Below are 20,621 nucleotides of genomic sequence, written 5' to 3' on the forward strand. Positions count from 1 at the left end.
TCAATTTATTTCTCGCTCAGGAAAGGATATCGGTAATCTTTTGGAGGAATAAAGTTTTCTTTTATTGTACGAGCCGAGACCCATCTGATAAGGTTAAGATAACTGCCGGCTTTATCGTTGGTTCCGCTTGCTCTTGCACCACCAAACGGCTGCTGACCAACAACCGCGCCTGTCGGCTTGTCGTTGATATAGAAATTACCTGCTGAATGCGTAAGAGCTTTATCGGCTTTTTCAACTGCATATCTGTCCTGTGCAAAAATTGCACCGGTTAAGGAGAATGGGGATGTTTGATCGCAAAGCTGCAATGTCTCTTCATATTTATTATCGTCGTATACGTAAAGTGTTAAAACCGGTCCGAAGATTTCCTCTTCCATCGATTTGAATTTAGGATCTGTTGTTTCAATGATAGTCGGCTCAATGAAATATCCTTTCGAGCTGTCGTATCCTCCGCCGGCAATAATTTTTGCATCGTTCGATTTCTTTGCGTAATCGATGTAGGAGGTGATAGTTTCGAATGCGCCTTTATCTATAACAGCGTTAAAGAAATTAGTGAAGTCGCGCGGATCGCCCATCTTAATTGTTTTCATCTCGGCGAGAACATATTCTTTCAGTTTGGGCCAGATCGATTTAGGAATATATGCACGTGATGCCGCAGAACATTTCTGTCCCTGATACTCAAAAGCACCGCGGATAAGAGCAACACCCAGAGCTGTAATATCGGCACTTGAATGAGCGAAGATAAAATCCTTACCTCCTGTTTCCCCAACAATACGGGGGTACGATTTATACTTCGGTAGATTGTTTGCCGCTGTTCTCCACATCGATTGGAATGTAGGAGTTGAACCGGTAAAGTGAATTCCTCCGAAATACTCTGAATCCATTACCGGATTGCCAACCTTAGAACCTGAACCGGGGACAAAATTAATTACTCCGGCCGGGAGCCCTGCTGCTTCAAGTAATTTCATAATCCAGTATGCAGAGTAAACTGAACTTGAAGCCGGTTTCAATAGAGAAACATTTCCCATTATTGCTGGAGCTGTTGGCAGGTTGCCTGTTATCGAAGTAAAGTTGAACGGCGCAACTGCGAAAATGAATCCTTCGAGCGGACGGTATTCGGATCTGTTCCACATTCCGAAAGGAGAGTGGATCGGCTGCTGCTGATATATCTGCATTGCGTAATACGAGTTGAACCGGAAGAAGTCGGCAAGCTCTGCCGCCGAATCAATTTCCGCCTGGAATGGATTCTTGCTCTGACCCAGCATTGTAGAGGCATTTAGAATATATCTCCATTCTGTTAATGCAAGAAGATCAGCTGCTTTAAGAAATACTGATACTCGATCCTGCCAGTCCATTCTCGACCAGGCTTTATGAGCTTCCATTGCCGAGTCGATTGCCATTTTAACTTCTTTCTCTCCAACCTTATGATATTTGGCGAGCACATGTTTGTGGTCGTGAGGCATTACACAATTGTCGGTATCGCCGGTTCTGATTTCCTTTCCGCCGATAATAATCGGAATATCGATCTGCTGATTAGCCAATTCATCCAATTTTGATTTGAGCGCTGCCTTTTCGGGAGATCCCGGTGCATAATTTTTTACTGGTTCGTTCGGTGGTAATGGTACATTGAAGATTGCGTTTGCCATATCTGATCCTTTTTTCTGTTTGCAATAAATCGGTTTTTTAGGTAGGTAAAATTAGGAAAAATAACCGGTGCGAAACCAAAAAATCGAAGCCGGATTATTAAGAGGAAATTTATAAATCCGGCATTATTCGAGGTAATTCTGCACAATGTTAGGAAATTTTTAATTCGGGCTGTTTAACCTTTTTTGTGAAGTACCTCTTTGAGGGAATGAATAAAAAGGTCGATCATCTTTTCATTTGAATTATAACCCATTAATCCGATGCGCCATACCTTCCCTGCCAGTTCACCGAGCCCCGCCCCTATTTCGATATTGAATTTATTTAGAAGGTTGGTTCTAATAACGGCTTCATCAATACCATCAGGAATTTTTATTGTTAGAAGATTCGGGATTCTTTCATTATCAGGAACTAGGGGTTCAAGACCCAGCTCCTTTAATTTCAAAATCAGTTTTACACTGTTTTCTTTATGACGCCTCCACGAGTTTTCGATCCCTTCCTCTTTAAGAAGAAGAAGAGCTTCATGAAGACCGTAGAACTGATTGCTCGGTGCTGTATGGTGATATGCTCTTTTACCCGGCCCGTTCCAGTAAGCTAAGAGAAGATTCAGGTCGTTGAACCAGCTTTGGACCGGTATCTTTCTATTCGTAATCCGCTCCACGGCTTGAGGGCTGAAAGTAACCGGCGACATTCCGGCAACGCACGATAATCCTTTTTGAGAACATGAATACGCAGCGTCGATCTTCCATTTATCAATCTGAACTTCAACTGCTCCAAGCGAAGTTACGGTATCAGCAACAACAAGGGCTCCATACCTGTGTGCAATTTCTGAGAGTGTTTTTATATCCGATAAAGCGCCGGTTGATGTTTCGGCATGAACAAATGCAACAACCTTTGTATCAGGATTCAGTTTCAATGATTCCTCAAGTTTCTGAGGATCAATTGCGCGGCCCCAGGTTTCCTTAACTATCCGAACATGTCCGCCGATTTTTTCAACTATCTGTGTTATTCTGTTAGCGAAGTAACCGCCAACGCAGACAATAACTTTATCACCCGGTTCTATCAGGTTTACCAGGCATGCCTCCATGCCGAGCGATCCCGGACCGGATAATACAAACGTTTCTTCGTTTCCGGTTTGGAATGTATATCTTAACAATCCTTTTATATCATCCATCAAGCCGATGAACTGCGGATCGAGATGACCGAGCGCGGGTTTCGATAATGCTTTCAGGACTTTTGGATTGACGTTTGAAGGGCCGGGCCCCATTAAAATTCTGTTTAACGGTGTAAATGAATGTTCCATCAGTTATTCCTTATCAATAAAAATTTTTTAATTGAATACCGGACGCAATACCGCTGACTTAAAATTAACTACTACCGAAGCAGATTTTAATCCTTCCGAACGGGCTGTTAAAACTATTTCTCCGGCACTTTTTGTAGATTGTACAATAACCTGACATTTACCGTTGAATAAACTCCTTTTATATTTCCCGTTGAGGAATTTATCCGCTTCGTGACTGCTCGGATTCCCGTTTCCAACACCAATAATTTTCCCGTTACCTGTTATTTCGAAAATAAGCGATTCATTAGCTGTAGGTACTTCGTTGCCGTCCTTATCAACCGCTGATATATTAATTACAGAAATGTCCTCTCCGTCCGCATTAATTGTTTTTCTATCGGGAGTCAATAAGACTGTATATGTTTCACCCGTAGTAATTATTTTTTTTGTGATCGTTTTACCGTTTTTAATACCAATTGCTTCGAGAGTTCCGGGTTCATAAGTAACATTCCATTCGAGATGCGAATTCTTCGGGACATCTTTTTTGCCGAGACTTCTGCCGTTGAGTAAAAGTTCAACGCTTTCGCAGTTGGAATAGCACCATACATTAATGGTTTCTCCGGTTCTGCCGTTCCAGTTCCAGTGGGGAAAAATGTGAAGGACATCTTTATCGCTCCACCAGGATTGATAATAGTAATAAACATTCTTAGGGAATCCGCAGACATCCATTATTCCGAAATGTGAATTGATGCAGGGCCACTTATAAGGAGTAGGTTCACCACGGTAATCGAAACCTGTCCATACGAATCCGCCGGCCAGCCATTCTCTTTCGTCGTAAAATTTCCAGAAGACCTCCGCGGTTGATCCCCATGGCGGGGCATTGGTATCATAATCCGCCATAAATCCTTCTTCGGGAATATTCGAGTAGACGCCGCGAGTACAAAGGGTGCTTGCCTCTTCTGTTCCCCAGAGAATCTGTTCGGGATGTTCGCTTCTGTAGTTATCGATATTGCAGTTGTTCATATAATTAAAACCGCGCAGATCGATAACGCTGTTAACACCTTCATACTTCGGAGTATTTGCTGCATAAGTGGAGAGTCTCGAAGGATCAAGTCTCTGCTGTGTCTGCATCAGTGAAAGCGCAATATTTTTTCCGATCTCGGTTGTCTGAACAACCCATTCCTCGTTTCCCAAACACCATGCGATTATCGACGGATGATTACGGTCTCGAAGGATTAATGTTTCGAACTGCTGCATGAATTCCGGACTGCTTCCCATCAACCTGTTCTCGTCGAGAACAAGCATCCCGAGTTTATCGCATGCCTCAAGTAATTCGTTTGTCGGCGGATTATGACTTGCGCGGTAGGCGTTGCATCCCATCTCTTTTAACAGCTCAACCCGGTAATACTGTAGTCTGTCGGGCAGTGCCGAACCTACTCCTGCGTGATCCTGATGGCAGCAAACACCTTTTATTTTCACATGCTTACCGTTAAGAAAAAATCCTTTGTCTTTATCGAAAGAAATGGTCCGTATTCCGAAATTTGTTTCGATTCTGTCGATTACTTTCCCGTTCTTTTCAATAATTGAAATCAGTTTATAAAGTGAGGGCGTTTCAATTGACCAGAGGGAGGGATTTTTCAGGCTAATGCTTTCTTTGATCTTATTCTGATCGAAGAGATTTAAATCAACACGTGTTGAATTTTTTCCGACAATATTATTCTTATCATCCATTATCAGTGAATGAAGGGTGAATTTCTGACCGGTTGAAAATTGATTTTTCAAATCTGTTTCAATAATTATGTCGGCGTTCCCTTTCTTTACTTCGGTTCTTACATATGTTCCGTAAAGGGGAATGTGGAGAGGATTGGTTTTTATCATCCACACGTGTCGGTAGATTCCGGCACCTTCATAGAACCATCCTTCATAAAAAGTTGCATCCACTCTTACGACCAGTGCATTCGTTCTATCGTAATTAATATAATCAGTAATATCGTAGCTGAACTCGCTGTAGCCGCTTAAATTTCTGCCGAGCAGATGGCCGTTGAACCAGACGTGAGAATCGCGGAAAACTCCGTCGAATTTAATCGTAAATCGTTTTCCTTTTTCACCTGAGGGAATTGTGAATGTTTTTCTGTACCAGCCGATGCTTGTCTCAGGAAATTTTTTCCCGATCGGTTTGTAACCGTGCGAAACCACCTGATCGTCGTGAACCCTGTTCTCGAAATTCAGCTCCACAGCCCAGTCATGAGGCAGATCAAGTTTGCGCCAGGAAGTATCCACAAAATCAGTTCTCAGGACACTGTTGCCGGCACCCGATTTGGCAAACGGTTCTTCCAATCCGTAGTTAAAGTCTTTCTGATAATCTTCGGAATTTCCGAAATGAAATCTCCAATTAAAATCCATCAGTAGTTTTTCTCTTTCAACCGGGGCGTTAATCAGATGTGACTGAGCAAATGAGAATGAAAAAGAAATTAGGAAAAAGAAGAACGCAGCTTTGAATCCTTTCATGTTTTCACCGATTTATTTTATTTTTATTACAAATCAGATCAATCCGGCTGCAGTAAGAATCTGTCTTATATCCTCCTTTCCGGTATCATTCAACGGTGAAAGAGGGGATCTCGGTTCTCCGCCGTAATAACCGGTTAAATCCATAGCGTATTTTAAGCCGGGCACACCGTATTTCGCTGTAACAGCTTTGTTAACTGGAATCATTCTGTTCTGCAAATCGAGCGCTTCCTTTAAATCACCTTTTTCCGTAAGCTCATGAATTCTGATACATTCCTCCGGAGCTATGTTGGCAAGGGCAAGTATTCCGCCAACCGCACCTGCGGTAAAACCGGAATAGAGCATTGAGGCGGTACCTACAAGCAGGGCAAAGTCTTTATGAGATTGTGAGACGAATTCATTATTCTGCCTTACGTTTTCAGAACTGTTCTTTATCCCAAAAATATTCGGATGTGCCGATAATTTCGCTACCGTCTCAGCCTCTATGTCTACACCCGTAAACTTTGTAACATTGTAAATAATCACCGGTATTTTTACGGAGTCGGCAACTGACATAAAATATTTAATGAAGGCATTATGTTTCATCTCGGGTTTATAGAAAGAGGGGGTTAATATAAGTGCGTAGTCTGCACCTCTATCGGCAGATTCGTTCGACAGCGAAATAGTTTCTTTAATTGAGTCGCTTCCGGTTCCGGCAATTATCAGTTTATCGGGTGAAGCAAATTTTTTTGTGGTTTCAACTAGTATAAGTTTTTCCTCGCGTGTGAGAAAAACCGATTCACCGTTGGAACCCATAACCACATAACCGCTTAATCCGGTTTTATTCCACTTATTAATATTGAGTTGGAGTTTATCGGCGGCAAGTTCCCCGTTTACAAACGGAGTGGTTATAGGGGGCATAATTCCTTTTAGTTTTTTCATTTGACCTTCAGATCTCTAAAAAATATTTTTTAATACAAACCAGATGTTTGCCGGACGCTCCGCCAGGCGTCTCATATACCACGGAAACCACGATTCGCCGTAGGCAATCAAAACACGGAATTTGTATCCTTCCTCAGCAAGTTTCTTCTGTAGATTTGTTTTAATACCATAGAGCATTTGGAATTCGTATTTGCTTTTATCTATTCCAATCAGACCGGCTTCATCATTAATTCTTCTTATCAGTTTTTCATCATGTGTGGCGAATACGGGGCGTACTTTTTTATTCCCGGTTTCAGTCATCAATCTACTTGCGCATACAAAGAAGTTTTCGTCAACGTTGGATTTTTTCTTAAACACTATTTCTGTCGGTTCCTTATAAGCACCTTTTACTATTCTTATTTCCGGATCGATGCCCAGCAGCCATTGAATATCGTTCCCGGTTCTGTACAAATATGCCTGAATGCAGATGCCAATGTTGCCGAATTCTTTCTTACACTTATTATAAAAATCGATTGTGCGCTGAGTGTAAAGACTGCTCTCCATATCGATAAATACCGAGTTGCCGAGTTTTTCCCCGGCCTTCTTGACAATAGCGATGAAGTTGCTGTAGGTCTCCTCTTCGGAAAGATCGAATCCGAGCTGCGTGAGTTTAACTGATATTTCAATGTCGAGCTTGCGCTCCGCAATTTTATCGATCAAATGAAGGTAATGATCACGAACAGTCTCTGCCTCTGAAAGCCGGGTAATATTTTCACCAAGCTTTGTAAAGACAGAAGGAATGCCGAGTTTTGAAAATTCCGAAGCGGCATCGAGGGCAGCATCTTCTGTTTCACCCGGCATAAATTTTTTAACGGCTTTACGGACAAATCCCAGTTTAGGGATCCGCTCTTTCATAAATTTATTTTCCGACATCCAGAGTAGGATGCTTCTGGAAATACTCATTCAAAGATCCTCTGTTATTAAAGTTTCGGCAATCCCTCCACGCGGTAGGGAATTCACTTCGTAATGAATACAGCGCTTACACTTTTTCCGAAGCTACTTCTTCAACTTCATCAACAGTTTTCGGAATAGGCCTTCCAAGAACGCGGCATCCGGTCTTTGTAACAACAATATCATCTTCAATTCTTACACCGCTGAATTTTCGATACTGATTTACTTTAGCGTAATTTATAAACTCGGTAAATTTCTTTTCGCCTTCCCACTTGTCGATCAACTCAGGTATAAAATAGATCCCTGGTTCAACTGTTAATACGATTCCAGGTACGAGGGGACGCGCATAACGGAGAGATTTTAAACCGAATTGTGTGCTTCTTTTAGTCTTCTCATCGTAACCGAAATTATTTTCGCCGTAATTTTCCATATCATGAACATCTAGACCCATTAAATGACCGAGGCCATGAGGGAAGAAAAGAGCGTGTGCGCCTGCTTCAACAGCATCTTTTGTATTTCCTTTCATTATACCGAGTGCTTTTAACCCCTCGGTTATTACTTCCGCTGATTTAAGATGTATTGATTTATAATTCTGCTTCGGTTTAATGCTTTCAATAGCAGTCATATTTGCTGCAAGAACAATCTCATAGATAAATTTCTGAACGGGAGTGAATTTACCGTTAACAGGAAAAGTCCTGGTTATATCGCTTGTATAATGAGAAGCGGCTTCTGCACCGGAATCGTTTACTACAAGATCACCATCTTTCAATTTGTTGCCGTAATAATGATTGTGAAGAGTCTGAACATTCCTTGAAAAGATCGGCGGGAATGCAAGTCCGCTTCCGAGAGATAAGGCAAGGCCTTCTATAAAACCGGCAACTTCTTTTTCATACATACCCGGTTTTGTAAAACGCATTGCAGCCGTATGCATCTCGTATGCAATGCCGATAGCTTTTTCTATTTCAGCTATTTCCTCGGCGGATTTAACGAGTCGCTGTTCTGCTATTGCTTTAATAAGAACCATCGAGGTGTAATCATTTACTCTTCCGGGCGCAATACCGAGCAGTTTGTGAATGGTAAAGATATTGTCGTACCTGTATTGAGGAACAAAATGAATTTTCCTTCCCCGCCTTACAGCATCGGCGCAGATTGCTGCAAGTTCGCTCAGCGGTTTTGTTATCTTAACACCGCATTTAGCCGCTTCCTCTTTAATTGTTGGCTGAGGGCCCATCCAGACTATATGATCGATCGTAAAATCGTCGCCGAAGACAATTTCTTTATTCTCATCCACATCGATAATCGCCGAAAGCTGCGCGCGGTCCAGTCCGAAATAATAAAGAAATGTACTGTCCTGCCTGAAGTGATAAGTGTTGTCGGTGTAGTTCATCGGGGCTTCGTTATTGCCGAGAAAAAGGATAATTCCGTTCCTGACTTTCTTCTTTAATTCCGCTCTTCTCTGAATATAAGTTTTTGATTTGAACATTTTCTACCTCTGTTTTTTTTAACTCAAATTCTGATTTTTCTTCCAACAGAACAGATCTGTTTAATTTATAACAAGCATACTGATCCGGGAATTATATTTTATGGTTTCTTTCTCGTGTTTAAATGACAGTCAAATCCCGGAAGTAAAATAAAGTATTTAGTCCTAAAATTAAATCGACTTTCCCCAATTTTAATTTCTTTTTTAGGGTGTGAATAGATTAATTTATCGGAGAAGATTTTTGAAAACAATGACTGATAAAAAGAAATCGATCCTCTATGCCTCGGGTGCAATTTTATTCTGGTCTACAGTTGCAACCGCATTCAAATTGATACTTGAGGGCATGAGCAATTCCCAGCTATTATTCTACTCATCCCTGACGAGTGTTCTGGTCCTCTTTCCGCTGGCGTATAAAAATTCCCCGGAGGAATTGAAGCAGTTCTTTAGCAAGCATCATCTTAAAAATAATACGGTGCTCGGTTTAATTAATCCTTTTGTTTATTACCTGATTCTGTTCGAAGCATATTCGGTTCTGCCGGCACAGGAAGCACAGCCGATAAACCTTACCTGGCCTTTAATCATTTCGATCTTCTCGGCTCTTTTTCTTAAACAGAAACTCTCCGTAAGAACAGTAATTGGACTTTTAATTTCCTTTGCGGGGGTTGTAGTAATTGCAACACGGGGGAATTTACTGAATCTCCATTTTCATAATTTATACGGAGTACTTCTTGCGCTTAGCAGCTCATTTATCTGGGCTTCCTTCTGGATTCTTAATCTGCTCGATAAAAGGGAGGAGTCGGTAAAACTTTTCGGATCGTTCTTTTTCGGAACGGTTTATACCGGTATTTACATTTTATTATTCGGCTCGTTCGGTCCGGTTAAAACAGGATATATTCTGGGATCGGTTTATATCGGTTTGTTCGAAATGGGAATCACTTTTTTCCTTTGGCTTAAAGCGCTTTCGCTCAGCGATAACAAAGCTAAAACCTCCACTATGGTTTATCTTTTCCCTGTAATCTCTCTCTTTTTTATTGCTCTAGTTCTTAAAGAGAAACTGTTTATCTCTTCGATAATTGGGCTGGTAATGATAGTCGGCGGGATTCTATTTCAACAGCTGAAAAAAGAAAGCGGTTAACCGAGAACGAAAGTCTGGCCAATTTCATCGATCCCGATTTCTATCGGGAGATTTTCTGCGGCGCGTTTCATCCATTCGATCGGTTCGTTAAACGGCTCCGATCCCTGCTTGAAAGTCTTAGTGTGGATCGGAATAAAGTATTTTGCATCAATATCATTTGCCATTTTCAGAGCTTCCTCCGGGTTGCAGTGGCTTCTCCGCCATGGATTGTAAGCACCTATCGGCATAATTGCGATATCGATTTTTTCATCCTTAACGATATTGAATTTATCTGACATTGCCGTGTCGCCGCCGAAGAGAATTTTCGATCCGCCGTAATCTATTACATAGGCATTGAAACTTCTTCCGTCCTTCATATAACCGCGAGAACGGTCCTTCTCCCACGGAAATCGCCATCCGAAATGTTTTACTTCCAAAGCTCTGAATCGAATCTCCTGAAGTTTTAGTTCATCATTCCAGTCCATTACGGAGATAGATTTCCACGGCAGATCTTCAATTACATCTTTGGTGAGGTAAGCAGTAACAACATCTATCTGATCAGGATATTTATTTGCGAAATGTTTTAATGTGGGATAATCCATATGATCCATGTGCGCATGCGATAGGAGAATGATATCCGGCTTGGGGAACTCATCAATTTCTAACGCCGGCGGAGTCATTCGCCTTGGACCGATTGTGTTGCCAAGAAAATATAAACCCACATTATCGTACAATACCGGATCGGTTAAAATCCATTTACCATGAATGTTTATAAGGACGGTAGCATGCCCGATCCAGGAAAGTGTAACCGTATCGTTTTCCCAGGTGTGCGGCTCCGGTTTGTAGTTTAATTTTATTCGTGGTTTCGCTTTGGTATCTGTTTGAAAAAACAGGGGAGCGAGCAATGTTCCGGTTGTTGCTATGGATATATTTTTAAGAAATTTTCTTCGCTTCATAATTACTGTTAACAATTGAAGACAGAAAAAAGTTTACTAAAAGGAACAAACAATTCCAACATTCCTACTTATAAATCCTTGGTACGCGGGTATTGATGTTTGTTAAAATTTCGTAGGGGATTGTTCCTGCCCAGTCGGCAAGTTCCTCACAGGTAATGGAATTCGATCCGTCGCTTCCAATTAGTATAACCTCGTCGCCATTGAAAGCACTGTCGTTTGCAATGTTAACCACTATCTGATCCATTGTAATTGATCCAATAACCGGATAGCGTTTTCCGCGGACAAGTACTTCAGCTTTGCGGGACATGCTGCGGAAATATCCGTCGCCATATCCAACAGGAACTGTAACTGCTCTTATCAGTCTATCCGGTGTGTAGGTAGAGTTGTAGCTTACCGGATGGCCCGGTTTAATAGCTTTGAAGTATACAACGTGGGATTTCCAGGATAATGTAGGTTTTACGGTAATCGTTCTTTTCACATCGCTAGAAGGGTAAACACCGTAGAGTAATATTCCCGGCCGCACCAGATCAAGATTTGCTTCCGGCATCTGAAGAATTCCGCCCGAGTTAGAGATGTGCCTTAGCGAAATTTCAATTGAATTTTTTTTATAGAAATTAAGAACTTCCAGGAATCGCTCAAGCTGAAGTCTGGCATATGATAGATCGGAAGATTCGGAACTTGCAAAGTGAGAATAGATTCCTTCAACAAAAACATTCCTGCATTTAACGGAAGCTTCCAGAAATTTTTCAGCGTTATAATAATGTACGCCAATTCTTTCCATCCCGGTATCAATTTTTAGATGAACCCTTGCTTTCACTTTTAATTGCTCTGCTGCCTGATCAATCTGATTCAACTTTTCGATTGATGAAGCGGTCATAGTTAAATCATATTTTAAGAAAACCGGGATCTGGTTGCCTAGCATACCGCCCATTACGAGAACAGGAAGCTCAATACCCGACTGCCGGAGAAGAATTCCTTCCTCAAGAACTGCAACTCCGAGGTAATCCGCATTGAGTTCCTGCATCAGCTGCGCCACACGGACAAGTCCGTTTCCGTAAGCATTGGCTTTCAGTACCGCCATCACTTTAGATGGGGATGTGTGTTTTTTTATCAACCGGAAATTTTCGGTAAGCTGAACTAAATCGACCTCTACACGTGTCGGCCGGACAATTTCATCCATGCTTATTACAGGGTGGTTAACTGCGGAGTTCAATTTAATTCACAATCACTTTATTAGAGAGTTCGTTCCTGTCGTCGGATTTAATTGGGAAATGATCCGCCAGAATTTTTCCCACGCGTTCGATGCCGTGAATAATACCGCCTGCAAACTTTCCGTTTCGGAAACGTTCCTGGATTTCATCTCTGATCATGTCCCATGTATCGACTGTGACTTTACTGTTAATACCTTCATCCGCAAGAATGTAGAATTGTCTTTCGCCTAAAAGAAGAAATAAAAGTATTCCGGTCTTATCCCGCGTATTATTCATTCCAAGCCGCTTGAATTCCTTCTCGGCGAGCTGACGAATCTCTTTTTTAAATTCGAGCATTGACCGTTTTTCCCTTATAGAAATTCGGATCTCGCCTGATGTGGTAAGTTCCGATTTTTTAATCTGACCGGAAATCCTGAGGAAATCGTCATCGCTGAAAAAATTATAGATTAATCTGTTTTTCATATTCAACCCTACGCAAAGATAAGTTTTGGTCTAATTAAATGAAATAAAGAGAAGTTCTAAATTTCCTATATTTACAAAGTCATTCTAACAATTTATGGTGAAAAAGAAATGTATAAGGTAGTATTATTAAGACATGGCGAAAGCGAATGGAACAAATTAAATCTTTTTACCGGATGGACCGATGTCGACTTATCCGAAAAGGGACTTAACGAAGCTCACCAGGCAGGTAAAACTCTTAAATCGGAAGGATTCAGGTTTGACGTCGCATTTACTTCTGTGTTGAAAAGAGCGATACGGACACTCGATATTACACTCGATGAGATGGATTTGATGTGGATCCCGGTTATAAAGAACTGGCGGCTTAACGAAAGACATTACGGCGCTCTCCAGGGATTGAATAAAGCCGAGACCGCAGAAAAATACGGTAACGAAAAAGTCAAAATCTGGCGCAGAAGTTACGACGTTCCCCCGCCGGCTCTGGAAATTGAGGATGAAAGATATCCCGGTAAAGATCCGCGTTACTCTGAACTGGATAAGAACGATATTCCGCTCACGGAAAGTCTTAAACTAACCGTTGACCGGTTTCTTCCTTACTGGCATCAGAGTATTGCTCCGGTAATTAAAAGCGGTAAGAAGGTTATTATTGCCGCTCACGGAAACAGTCTCCGCGCCCTTGTTAAGTATCTGGATAATATTCCCGAATCTGAAATTGTTGAACTGAATATTCCAACGGGAATTCCGCTGGTATATGAACTCGACACGAACCTGAAACCGGTAAAACATTATTATCTCGGTGATCAGGAGGCGATTAACGCAGCTATTAATGCTGTGGCTAAACAGGCGGAAAAGAAGTAGACGTTTTAATTATTGTCTCAATTTCTATAGTGATTTTGCACCGGAGAACCTTATTAAACGGCTAAGTCACTTAAGTATTCTAATTAGTTCCGACAATAAAATTTTGGCAGGATTTTAAGTCTTGCATCAAAACAGGATAAAAATTAATATTGCACACAGGAAAGGAGAAATATATAGTTATTTCTACAATAACTAATTTACTAAGGAAATTTTTTATGAAAAGGTTAATCCTTCTTTTCTCCTTTTTCTTTTTAGCCCTCTCAATCGTTCAATCCCAGACAGTTATCGGAAAGTACGCAGGTGAATTTTTAGCAATCGGAGTCGGAGGCCGTGCCCTTGCTATGGGATCGGCGCATACTGCGGTTGTAGGTGATGTTACAGCGGGATACTGGAATCCGGCAGGATTAGCACGCATTAATTACCCGCAATTCTCCTTAATGCACGAAGAGCATTTCGGTAGCCTGGTTAATTATAATTACGGTGCTGTAGCAATTCCTTACGGCAAGGATATGAGTTTTGGCGTAAGTCTGATCCGTTTAAGCATAGACGGAATTCCCGATACCCGAAATGCCCTTTACGATGCAAACGGCGACGGGATTCTCGATATCCATACAGACCGTCTCGACTATTCGAAGATAACCGAATTCAGCAATACGGACTGGGCTCTTTATCTTTCGTTTGCAAAGCGACATTCGGAGAAATTCTACTGGGGTGCTAACGTTAAAATAATCAGGCGCGATCTCGCAGAGTATGGAGCTACAGGAATCGGCTTTGATGTAGGCGCTCTTTATATGCCGTTTGATAATCTCTACCTGGGTGCGAATATTCAGGACGTTACAACAACTCTTGTTGCGTGGAGTACAGGCAGAAATGAATTGATAACCCCCACCGCAAAGATTGGTGCCGCATACAGTTTCGAATTTTTAGGAGGACGGATTTTACCCGCGCTCGATCTCGACTTGAGATTTGAGAACAGGAAATATGCTTCGATGTTTAACGTGGGGCCGGTAAGTTTCGATCTTCACACCGGATTCGAGTACAATTATAAAAATATATTCGCGGTACGTGCCGGTTATAACGATGTAAAACAATTTACTCTGGGTGCCGGAATTTATTTACCCAAGCTTCAGATCGATTATTCGTTCGCACGCTTCAGTCAGTCGGAATCTGACCGGCTTCCGGATTCGCACCGTATATCACTAATACTTACACTTGAAGAACCTAACTTTTTAAGAGGCGGAGAATAACCCGTTCCAATTTTTTTATGAAAATAGTATTTGCTCTGGTTTTGATTCCTCTCATATTCTATTCATGTTCAACCGCAGTCAAATCATTATATGAGTTTGACTACACTTTAACTTCCCGAAAAGCATATTCAAAAAACACAAACATTTCAGTCAGTATTCCGGATGGCTGGTTTACTGCTGAGGATAATGAATGCAAATGTATCGATCTCTGGTTGATAAAAAATGATTTATCCCAGTCGCTAAATTTTACAGTTATTAATCCGGATGAAAAAACAGTAAATGAAATCCGCGAAAATGGATTAAGCAAGCTGTCGGAATACAACAGGATTTTTGTAAGGGCTAGACTTGGAAATTCATTTAAAGGTTTTTTAAATGAAGAGAGTTTTGAACTGGACAAAAAACAATTTCATGCATATCAATATTCGGATGATTCGGGTAGAATTGTCAGGGTTGTGTTATTCGGTCATAATAACAGATTTTACGAATTAACCGCAATATCTAAAGACCCCGGCAATTATGAACAACTCTGGGTAATTCAAAATACTGTGCTTACCTCTTTGAATTAATTTATCTTCAGGCAACATTTCGTCAACTAAAGCATCTTTTATATAAAGCGGAAATAATGTTTTGAGTAATCCCCTCGAAAATATTATTGATTTCACGCTTATTTATAACCGTTACAAGCGTCAACTCTTCAACTTCTCGCTTAAAATGGTTAACGATAGGTTTACATGCGAAGATATTATTCAAAACGTGTTCATTAAATTATTTGAGAATCTGAAGTCGATAAGAAATCCAGACCGCATCCAGTACTGGCTTTTCAGTACTGCGAGAAACGAGATTTATACTTTCTACCGAAGGAAAAAAGTCCATCTCGATCAGTTCGGAGCCGAGGATAGTACTGAGATAGATATCGAATCAGGCGACAATGTGGATTATGAATATGAACAGAAAGAGCTTTCGGAAATTGTTATGAACGAATTGAATAAAATTGCGATTGAACAAAAGGAGATTTTTCTGCTGAAGGAATACGGCGGTCTGAGCTACAAAGAAATTGCCGAGGTTATGAAAATAGATGAAGACCTTGTGAAAAGCCGGCTCTTCAAAACAAGACAGAAATTAATAAAGAGATTATCCAGAATCGTAACGAGGTAAAAATGCTGCACGATGAAATAAAAATGATGGTCGGTCACTACTTCGATGGTGAACTAAATAAAAATAAAGAAGCGCTGCTCTTCTCCGAACTCTCGGGAAATGAAGAATGCAGAGAATACTTTAAGGAAATGAATAGACTGAAGAGTGTTGTACAGAATAGTGTTGAAGAATTCCCTATCGGGCTCGAAAGCAGAATCTATTCTTATATTAAGAACCGCAGGGAAGGTACTCTGTGGTATAAAAGATTCTTTCCGGTTCTTTCGTATTCTCTGGCTGTTATACTCTTGATTGCGTCTCTCGTCATGTTAAACGAATTGCGGAATTACAGGAATGATCTACAGCATACTTCTCAAAAAATTATTGAACAACAGAAAACAATTAATTTACTCATTAACAGTCTTCCGAATGTAGAAGTTGAGTCCGAGATTCAGAACGCAGTTATAGTCAAAGCAAACCTGTGAGGTGTAATATGAAAAAATGTTTCTTGTTAATCTTCGTAATTATAATCACCGTCAGCTGTGAAAAACAGAGAATAGAAGTGCTTAATGAAAATGAAGTAGAGTACTTTAATATAGCGGAATTAGACTCGGGCTTTTCAAACGATAAACTTTTGAGTCACATAAAACTTGATAGTTATGCTGATGAATTGAAGTCCGAAAATAAAAATTCATCGGTCAGATTCTATTTCCACTATGAGATTTTTATTGACGAAAATGGTAATACAGAGAAAATCCGCCCAATAAATAAGATTCCCGCCGATGTAATACTTGGTCCTGATTCTGTTGAATTCAAGTTAAATACAGCAAAGATGACAGAAGAATATGCAAAGATCCTGGAAAACGAAAAGTTTCCGGTTGGTTATAAAAATGGTAAACCCGTTAAGTATAGTTTTATTAGTAAATGGGGAATCGTTTCTGTTGGCGAAGAGGATGAATCAAAACAACAGATCGTTCCAAGTGATTTCTTTATTGCGGTTGATGAATCTCCGGGTCCGGTTGGCGGAATGGCGGCAATTCAGAAAAAAATTACTTACCCGGAAATTGCCAAAAGAGCCGGTATACAGGGCAAAGTCTTTGTTAAAGCGTATGTTGATGAAAACGGGAATGTTGTTAAAGCGGAAATACTTAAAAAAGCTCATCCTGCTCTTGATTCTGCGGCTGTTGACGCAGTAATGAAAACCAAATTCAATCCAGGAAGACAAAAAGGCAAACCTGTTAAAACACAGATTTCTATACCAATAGTTTTTGCACTTAAATGAACCACTAACAAATGGGGGAGTTATGAAAACTCTAAAAAACATCTTCATAATCGTATTTGCTCTTATTATGATATCAGGGAATATTATTTCAGCTCAGGATAAGAAAGAGCTCGATAAAATGCCGACACCCTTAGGTGGTATGCAGGCAATAGTCAAGAATGTTGTTTATCCAGAAGACGCTAAAAAGGATAAGATTGAAGGGAAAGTATTTGTCCGGGCTCAAATCAATGAGCAGGGAGATGTAACAGATGTAAAAATAGAAAAAGGGGATAATAAACTTCTGATAGATGCCGCCGTTAAAGCGGTTAAAGCTACCAAATTTATACCGGGCGAGCTTAAAGGAAAAAAAGTGAAGGCGGAAGTAGTTGTTCCGATTGTGTTCAAACTCAGTTAATTTTTTTTGTTTTATCGGGGGGAATTAAAAAAGGGCGGTATAACCGCCCTTTGTTTTTATAAGCTTATAATGTCGCTGTAAATTATAAATGCCATTAAAGCAAGTAGTAATACAAAGCCGGCGTTCTGAATCGCGATCTTGACTTTGAGAGGTAATTCCCTTCTGAAAATTCCTTCAATGAGAATAATTATAAAATGTCCGCCGTCCAGAGCAGGGAAAGGGAGAATATTAATTATTGCCAGAGAAAGACTTAGCATTGCAAGGAAAAACAGAAACGAACTTATTCCCGTATCCGCAGAGCGTGCCGCGTATTGAGCAATTTTTACGGGTCCGCCGAATGCCTGGTTGAAGGCAATTTTCCCCGTAATAACGTTTTTAAGCATTCCGAATGTTAGAATTGTATACTGACCTATATTATCGATGCTGTGGGTAAGAGCCCCGAAGAATCCGTATGTCTTGAATTCAAATTCGCCTGTGTACGCATCAGTAACAGCAATTCCTATTTTGCCCTCAATACCGGGATTGATCATTACTTTTAATGTATCCTCGCCGCGTAAAAAGATGATCTCAATATTCTTTTCTTTATTCGATGAAATTAATTGAACAACCTGTTCACGATCCTTTAGTTCGCTGCCGTCAATAGAGATGAAAATATCTCCTGGTTTTATGCCCGCATCTTCAGCCGGGGAATCACTCATTACATCCTGTATGAATGGTTGAGTGGGATATGGGAAAAGGAAAAATCCGTTTTGAGAACCCTCGGTAATTAAATTCCTTGAGACATCAAATTTCTGCTCAATTCCATCTCGTTCAACCTGGACTGTAACATTAGCCTTACTGCTTACAAGAAGGTTGTCGATTATTTCATCCCAGTCTTTTGTCGGAATACCGTCGATGGAAATAATTTTATCATAGGATTTGAAACCGGCTTTGGAAGCGAAACTATTTTCTTCAATTTTACTGATAGTTGTGGATTTAAAAACCTGTTTTCCCTGGAAAAAATTAATTCCCCAGAAAATTGAAACTGTAAGAAGCAGATTCATCAAGACACCGGCCGTAATAACGAAAAGCTTTTGGTAAGTCGGTTTTGAACGGAATTCCCACGGTTGAGGTTCGGATTCCATAAACTTGGTATCCATGCTTTCATCAACCATACCTGCAACTTTTACATATCCTCCTAACGGGAAGATGCATAACCGGTAATCTGTATTCCCTTTTCCATCCCAATCTTTTGGAAGATCTCCCCATGAGAAACCGTCAATCTTGTTATATCCACAAATCCTTTTTCCGAATCCTATTGCAAATGCATCAACACGGATCTTACACATTTTTGCCGCAGCAAAATGTCCGAACTCATGAACGAATACCAGAATACCTACAGTAATGATAAAATATATTATATAATCCATTTATTTCCTGTTAATTATATTTTTTATTAAGATAATTTCTTGTAAGCGAATCACACTCTTTTATTACTTCCAAATCTGATTCCTTACTTTTAGAAATATTATTTAGAGCATCCTTAACCATTTCCGGTATTTGCAGAAATTTAATTTTACCGGAAAGGAATTTTTCTACCGCAACTTCATTAGCAGCGTTAAGAATACATGGTGCGGTCCCGCCCTCTTCAATTACATCATAAGCCAGTTTCAGGCATTCAAATTTATTAAAATTAGGGTCAAAAAACGTCAACTCGCTTATTTTTTTAAAATCTGTGGAAACACCACCGTATACTAAACGGGAAGGATATGATAAAGCATATAGAATAGGAAGTTTCATATCGGGAGTACTTAATTGCGCTTTTATTGAACCGTCCGTGAATTCAACCATGGAATGGATTACCGATTGAGGATGAACTAATACTTCAATCCGGTCTTTCGGGAGATTGAAAAGCCAGAAAGCTTCAATCACTTCCAGACCTTTATTCATCATAGTTGCAGAATCAATTGTAATCTTGCTTCCCATTTTCCAGTTGGGATGCTTCAATGCATCTTCCACGGTTACATTTTCTAGATACTGTTTGCTTTTGTGTAGAAACGGTCCGCCGGAAGCAGTAAGAATTAACTTTTTAATTGAAGATTCATCTTCTCCGGTCAGGCATTGAAAAATTGCACTGTGTTCGGAATCCACGGGTATTAACTCGGAACTGTACTGGCGGCAAAGCTCAATGATAAGTTTTCCGGAAACCACAAGAGTTTCTTTGTTTGCAAGGGCAATTCTTTTTCCAAGTTTAATTGCTTCAATAGTTGGTCCTAATCCGGAAAATCCGACCATAGCTGAAACGATTACGTCATAATCTCCGCGTCGGGTGATCTCTAAAATCCCTTCGTCACCCGAGAGAATTTCACAGTGGTTGTTAATCAGGTTCTTAAGGGATTTTGCTTTTTCGATATCTGCTACAACAACGCTTTTGGGATTAAATTCCTTTATCTGAGCGGCAAGCGTTTCAATATTCTGATTGACGGTTAATCCGGTTATCCGGTACTCGTCAGGGAATTTACGGACTAACTCGAGAGTGTTTGAGCCGATTGAACCTGTTGAACCAAGTAGAAGTAACCTTTTCATTAAAATTCATTTCCCGAAATGGCAGTTATGCCATAAATCTTCTTGTTATCGCGAACAGGAAGTTCAATAAAACTATTATATTAACTGCTGTATTAAGGCGGTAAATTTTTTTCAAATATTTATATGACTCTTCAGTTAACGGTTCTTTATCCTCCAGCCCAGCACTTATATCCGATCGCAATCTTTTTGCCGTCGGTATTATGAAAAGAAAAATAATCAAAAGAAGAATTACCATCAGAATTTGTTTGGTTGAAAGCCAGTGATTTGCAGTCATCTGAAAAAATCCGAAACCCGGGTTCAGTATTACCATTGTAATACCGGTAATCAGAATCCCTGTAGCACCGATTATCCCTAGAAGATTTGAAAATTTCAGGTAGAGATTTACAAGAATCTTTTCTGAAGGGGTTCCTTTTCTAAGGTTTATATTCTTTTTAATCACCGGCTCGATTAAAAAGTTTATTAGCCAGCCGCCGGCAAATATTATGTGTATTGTTATAAGAATCGGATAATATTCCATTCCCGGTTTCTCCTCTTATTTAATGTTATAAATATACTAAAAACAGAGTCAGATTTTAGTATTGGACATTATATCGAATTATTACTAAGTTAAACCGGTTTAAGGTAAATCAAGTTCACTTATAAAAATGGGTT

At 40.2% G+C, this 20,621-nt stretch carries 20 protein-coding genes; 8 read left to right on the forward strand and 12 right to left on the reverse strand.

Annotated features, from left to right (window positions below; genetic code table 11):
* Window positions 1–5: 5 nt before the first annotated feature.
* The 6 genes from pruA to PLZ15_06720 form a co-directional block, all read right to left on the reverse strand.
* Window positions 6–1,643, reverse strand: coding sequence for an L-glutamate gamma-semialdehyde dehydrogenase (pruA, locus tag PLZ15_06695; protein ID HOI29436.1), 1,638 nt, complete (start codon window positions 1,641–1,643; stop codon window positions 6–8).
* 173 nt (window positions 1,644–1,816) lie between these two features.
* The gene (locus PLZ15_06700) at window positions 1,817–2,941 is read right to left on the reverse strand and encodes an alanine--glyoxylate aminotransferase family protein (protein HOI29437.1); all 1,125 of its coding nucleotides are present in this window, start codon (window positions 2,939–2,941) and stop codon (window positions 1,817–1,819) included.
* 27 nt (window positions 2,942–2,968) lie between these two features.
* On the reverse strand, window positions 2,969–5,425 hold the full coding sequence (galA, locus tag PLZ15_06705) for a beta-galactosidase GalA (protein HOI29438.1): 2,457 nt from the start codon (window positions 5,423–5,425) through the stop codon (window positions 2,969–2,971).
* Window positions 5,426–5,458: 33 nt separating this feature from the next.
* Window positions 5,459–6,343: a dihydrodipicolinate synthase family protein gene (locus tag PLZ15_06710; protein HOI29439.1), complete on the reverse strand. Its 885-nt coding sequence runs from the start codon at window positions 6,341–6,343 to the stop codon at window positions 5,459–5,461.
* A gap of 15 nt (window positions 6,344–6,358) precedes the next feature.
* Window positions 6,359–7,285 (reverse strand): proline dehydrogenase family protein, encoded by a 927-nt coding sequence (locus PLZ15_06715; GenBank protein ID HOI29440.1) that lies wholly within the window; start codon window positions 7,283–7,285, stop codon window positions 6,359–6,361.
* Window positions 7,286–7,361: 76 nt separating this feature from the next.
* Window positions 7,362–8,756: an aminopeptidase P family protein gene (locus PLZ15_06720; GenBank protein ID HOI29441.1), complete on the reverse strand. Its 1,395-nt coding sequence runs from the start codon at window positions 8,754–8,756 to the stop codon at window positions 7,362–7,364.
* Between the two features lie 247 nt (window positions 8,757–9,003).
* On the opposite strand from PLZ15_06720, the gene PLZ15_06725 reads away from it, so the two are divergent.
* Window positions 9,004–9,888 carry a DMT family transporter gene (locus tag PLZ15_06725; GenBank protein HOI29442.1) on the forward strand — a complete coding sequence of 295 codons (885 nt, stop codon included), beginning with the start codon at window positions 9,004–9,006 and terminating at the stop codon, window positions 9,886–9,888.
* Here the strand turns inward: PLZ15_06725 and PLZ15_06730 are convergent.
* The 3 genes from PLZ15_06730 to PLZ15_06740 form a co-directional block, all read right to left on the reverse strand.
* On the reverse strand, window positions 9,885–10,823 hold the full coding sequence (locus PLZ15_06730) for an MBL fold metallo-hydrolase (GenBank protein ID HOI29443.1): 939 nt from the start codon (window positions 10,821–10,823) through the stop codon (window positions 9,885–9,887). The genes PLZ15_06725 and PLZ15_06730 overlap by 4 nt on opposite strands.
* Before the next feature lie 64 nt (window positions 10,824–10,887).
* Complete coding sequence (gene alr / locus PLZ15_06735) at window positions 10,888–12,036, reverse strand: alanine racemase (protein ID HOI29444.1); 1,149 nt, start codon at window positions 12,034–12,036, stop codon at window positions 10,888–10,890.
* Between the two features lies 1 nt (window position 12,037).
* A complete protein-coding gene (locus PLZ15_06740) occupies window positions 12,038–12,496 on the reverse strand; it encodes a TPM domain-containing protein (GenBank protein ID HOI29445.1) in 459 nt (152 codons plus the stop codon).
* Between the two features lie 108 nt (window positions 12,497–12,604).
* Between PLZ15_06740 and gpmA the strand changes: the two genes are divergently transcribed.
* From gpmA to PLZ15_06775, 7 genes are all read left to right on the forward strand, one after another.
* Window positions 12,605–13,351, forward strand: coding sequence for a 2,3-diphosphoglycerate-dependent phosphoglycerate mutase (gpmA, locus tag PLZ15_06745; protein ID HOI29446.1), 747 nt, complete (start codon window positions 12,605–12,607; stop codon window positions 13,349–13,351).
* 215 nt (window positions 13,352–13,566) lie between these two features.
* Window positions 13,567–14,598, forward strand: a complete 1,032-nt coding sequence (locus PLZ15_06750) for a PorV/PorQ family protein (GenBank protein ID HOI29447.1) — start codon at window positions 13,567–13,569, stop codon at window positions 14,596–14,598.
* A 17-nt stretch (window positions 14,599–14,615) separates the two neighbouring features.
* The gene (locus PLZ15_06755; GenBank protein HOI29448.1) at window positions 14,616–15,164 is read left to right on the forward strand and encodes a hypothetical protein; all 549 of its coding nucleotides are present in this window, start codon (window positions 14,616–14,618) and stop codon (window positions 15,162–15,164) included.
* A gap of 61 nt (window positions 15,165–15,225) precedes the next feature.
* A complete protein-coding gene (locus PLZ15_06760; protein HOI29449.1) occupies window positions 15,226–15,753 on the forward strand; it encodes an RNA polymerase sigma factor in 528 nt (175 codons plus the stop codon).
* A gap of 2 nt (window positions 15,754–15,755) precedes the next feature.
* Window positions 15,756–16,214: a hypothetical protein gene (locus tag PLZ15_06765; protein ID HOI29450.1), complete on the forward strand. Its 459-nt coding sequence runs from the start codon at window positions 15,756–15,758 to the stop codon at window positions 16,212–16,214.
* A gap of 8 nt (window positions 16,215–16,222) precedes the next feature.
* Window positions 16,223–17,011 carry an energy transducer TonB gene (locus tag PLZ15_06770; GenBank protein HOI29451.1) on the forward strand — a complete coding sequence of 263 codons (789 nt, stop codon included), beginning with the start codon at window positions 16,223–16,225 and terminating at the stop codon, window positions 17,009–17,011.
* 22 nt (window positions 17,012–17,033) lie between these two features.
* Entirely contained in the window at window positions 17,034–17,405 is a 372-nt protein-coding gene (locus PLZ15_06775; protein ID HOI29452.1) for an energy transducer TonB, read from the forward strand.
* A 56-nt stretch (window positions 17,406–17,461) separates the two neighbouring features.
* On the opposite strand, the gene rseP is transcribed toward PLZ15_06775, so the two are convergent.
* The 3 genes from rseP to PLZ15_06790 are packed head-to-tail and all read right to left on the reverse strand — an operon-like array spanning window position 17,462 to window position 20,487.
* Window positions 17,462–18,814 (reverse strand): RIP metalloprotease RseP, encoded by a 1,353-nt coding sequence (rseP, locus tag PLZ15_06780; GenBank protein ID HOI29453.1) that lies wholly within the window; start codon window positions 18,812–18,814, stop codon window positions 17,462–17,464.
* Between the two features lie 10 nt (window positions 18,815–18,824).
* Window positions 18,825–19,970, reverse strand: coding sequence for a 1-deoxy-D-xylulose-5-phosphate reductoisomerase (locus PLZ15_06785; GenBank protein HOI29454.1), 1,146 nt, complete (start codon window positions 19,968–19,970; stop codon window positions 18,825–18,827).
* 25 nt (window positions 19,971–19,995) lie between these two features.
* Window positions 19,996–20,487 carry a hypothetical protein gene (locus PLZ15_06790; GenBank protein ID HOI29455.1) on the reverse strand — a complete coding sequence of 164 codons (492 nt, stop codon included), beginning with the start codon at window positions 20,485–20,487 and terminating at the stop codon, window positions 19,996–19,998.
* Window positions 20,488–20,621: the final 134 nt, after the last annotated feature.

The organism is Melioribacteraceae bacterium (genome assembly GCA_035362835.1).
Taxonomy (GTDB): Bacteria; Bacteroidota; Ignavibacteria; order Ignavibacteriales; family Melioribacteraceae; genus DSXH01.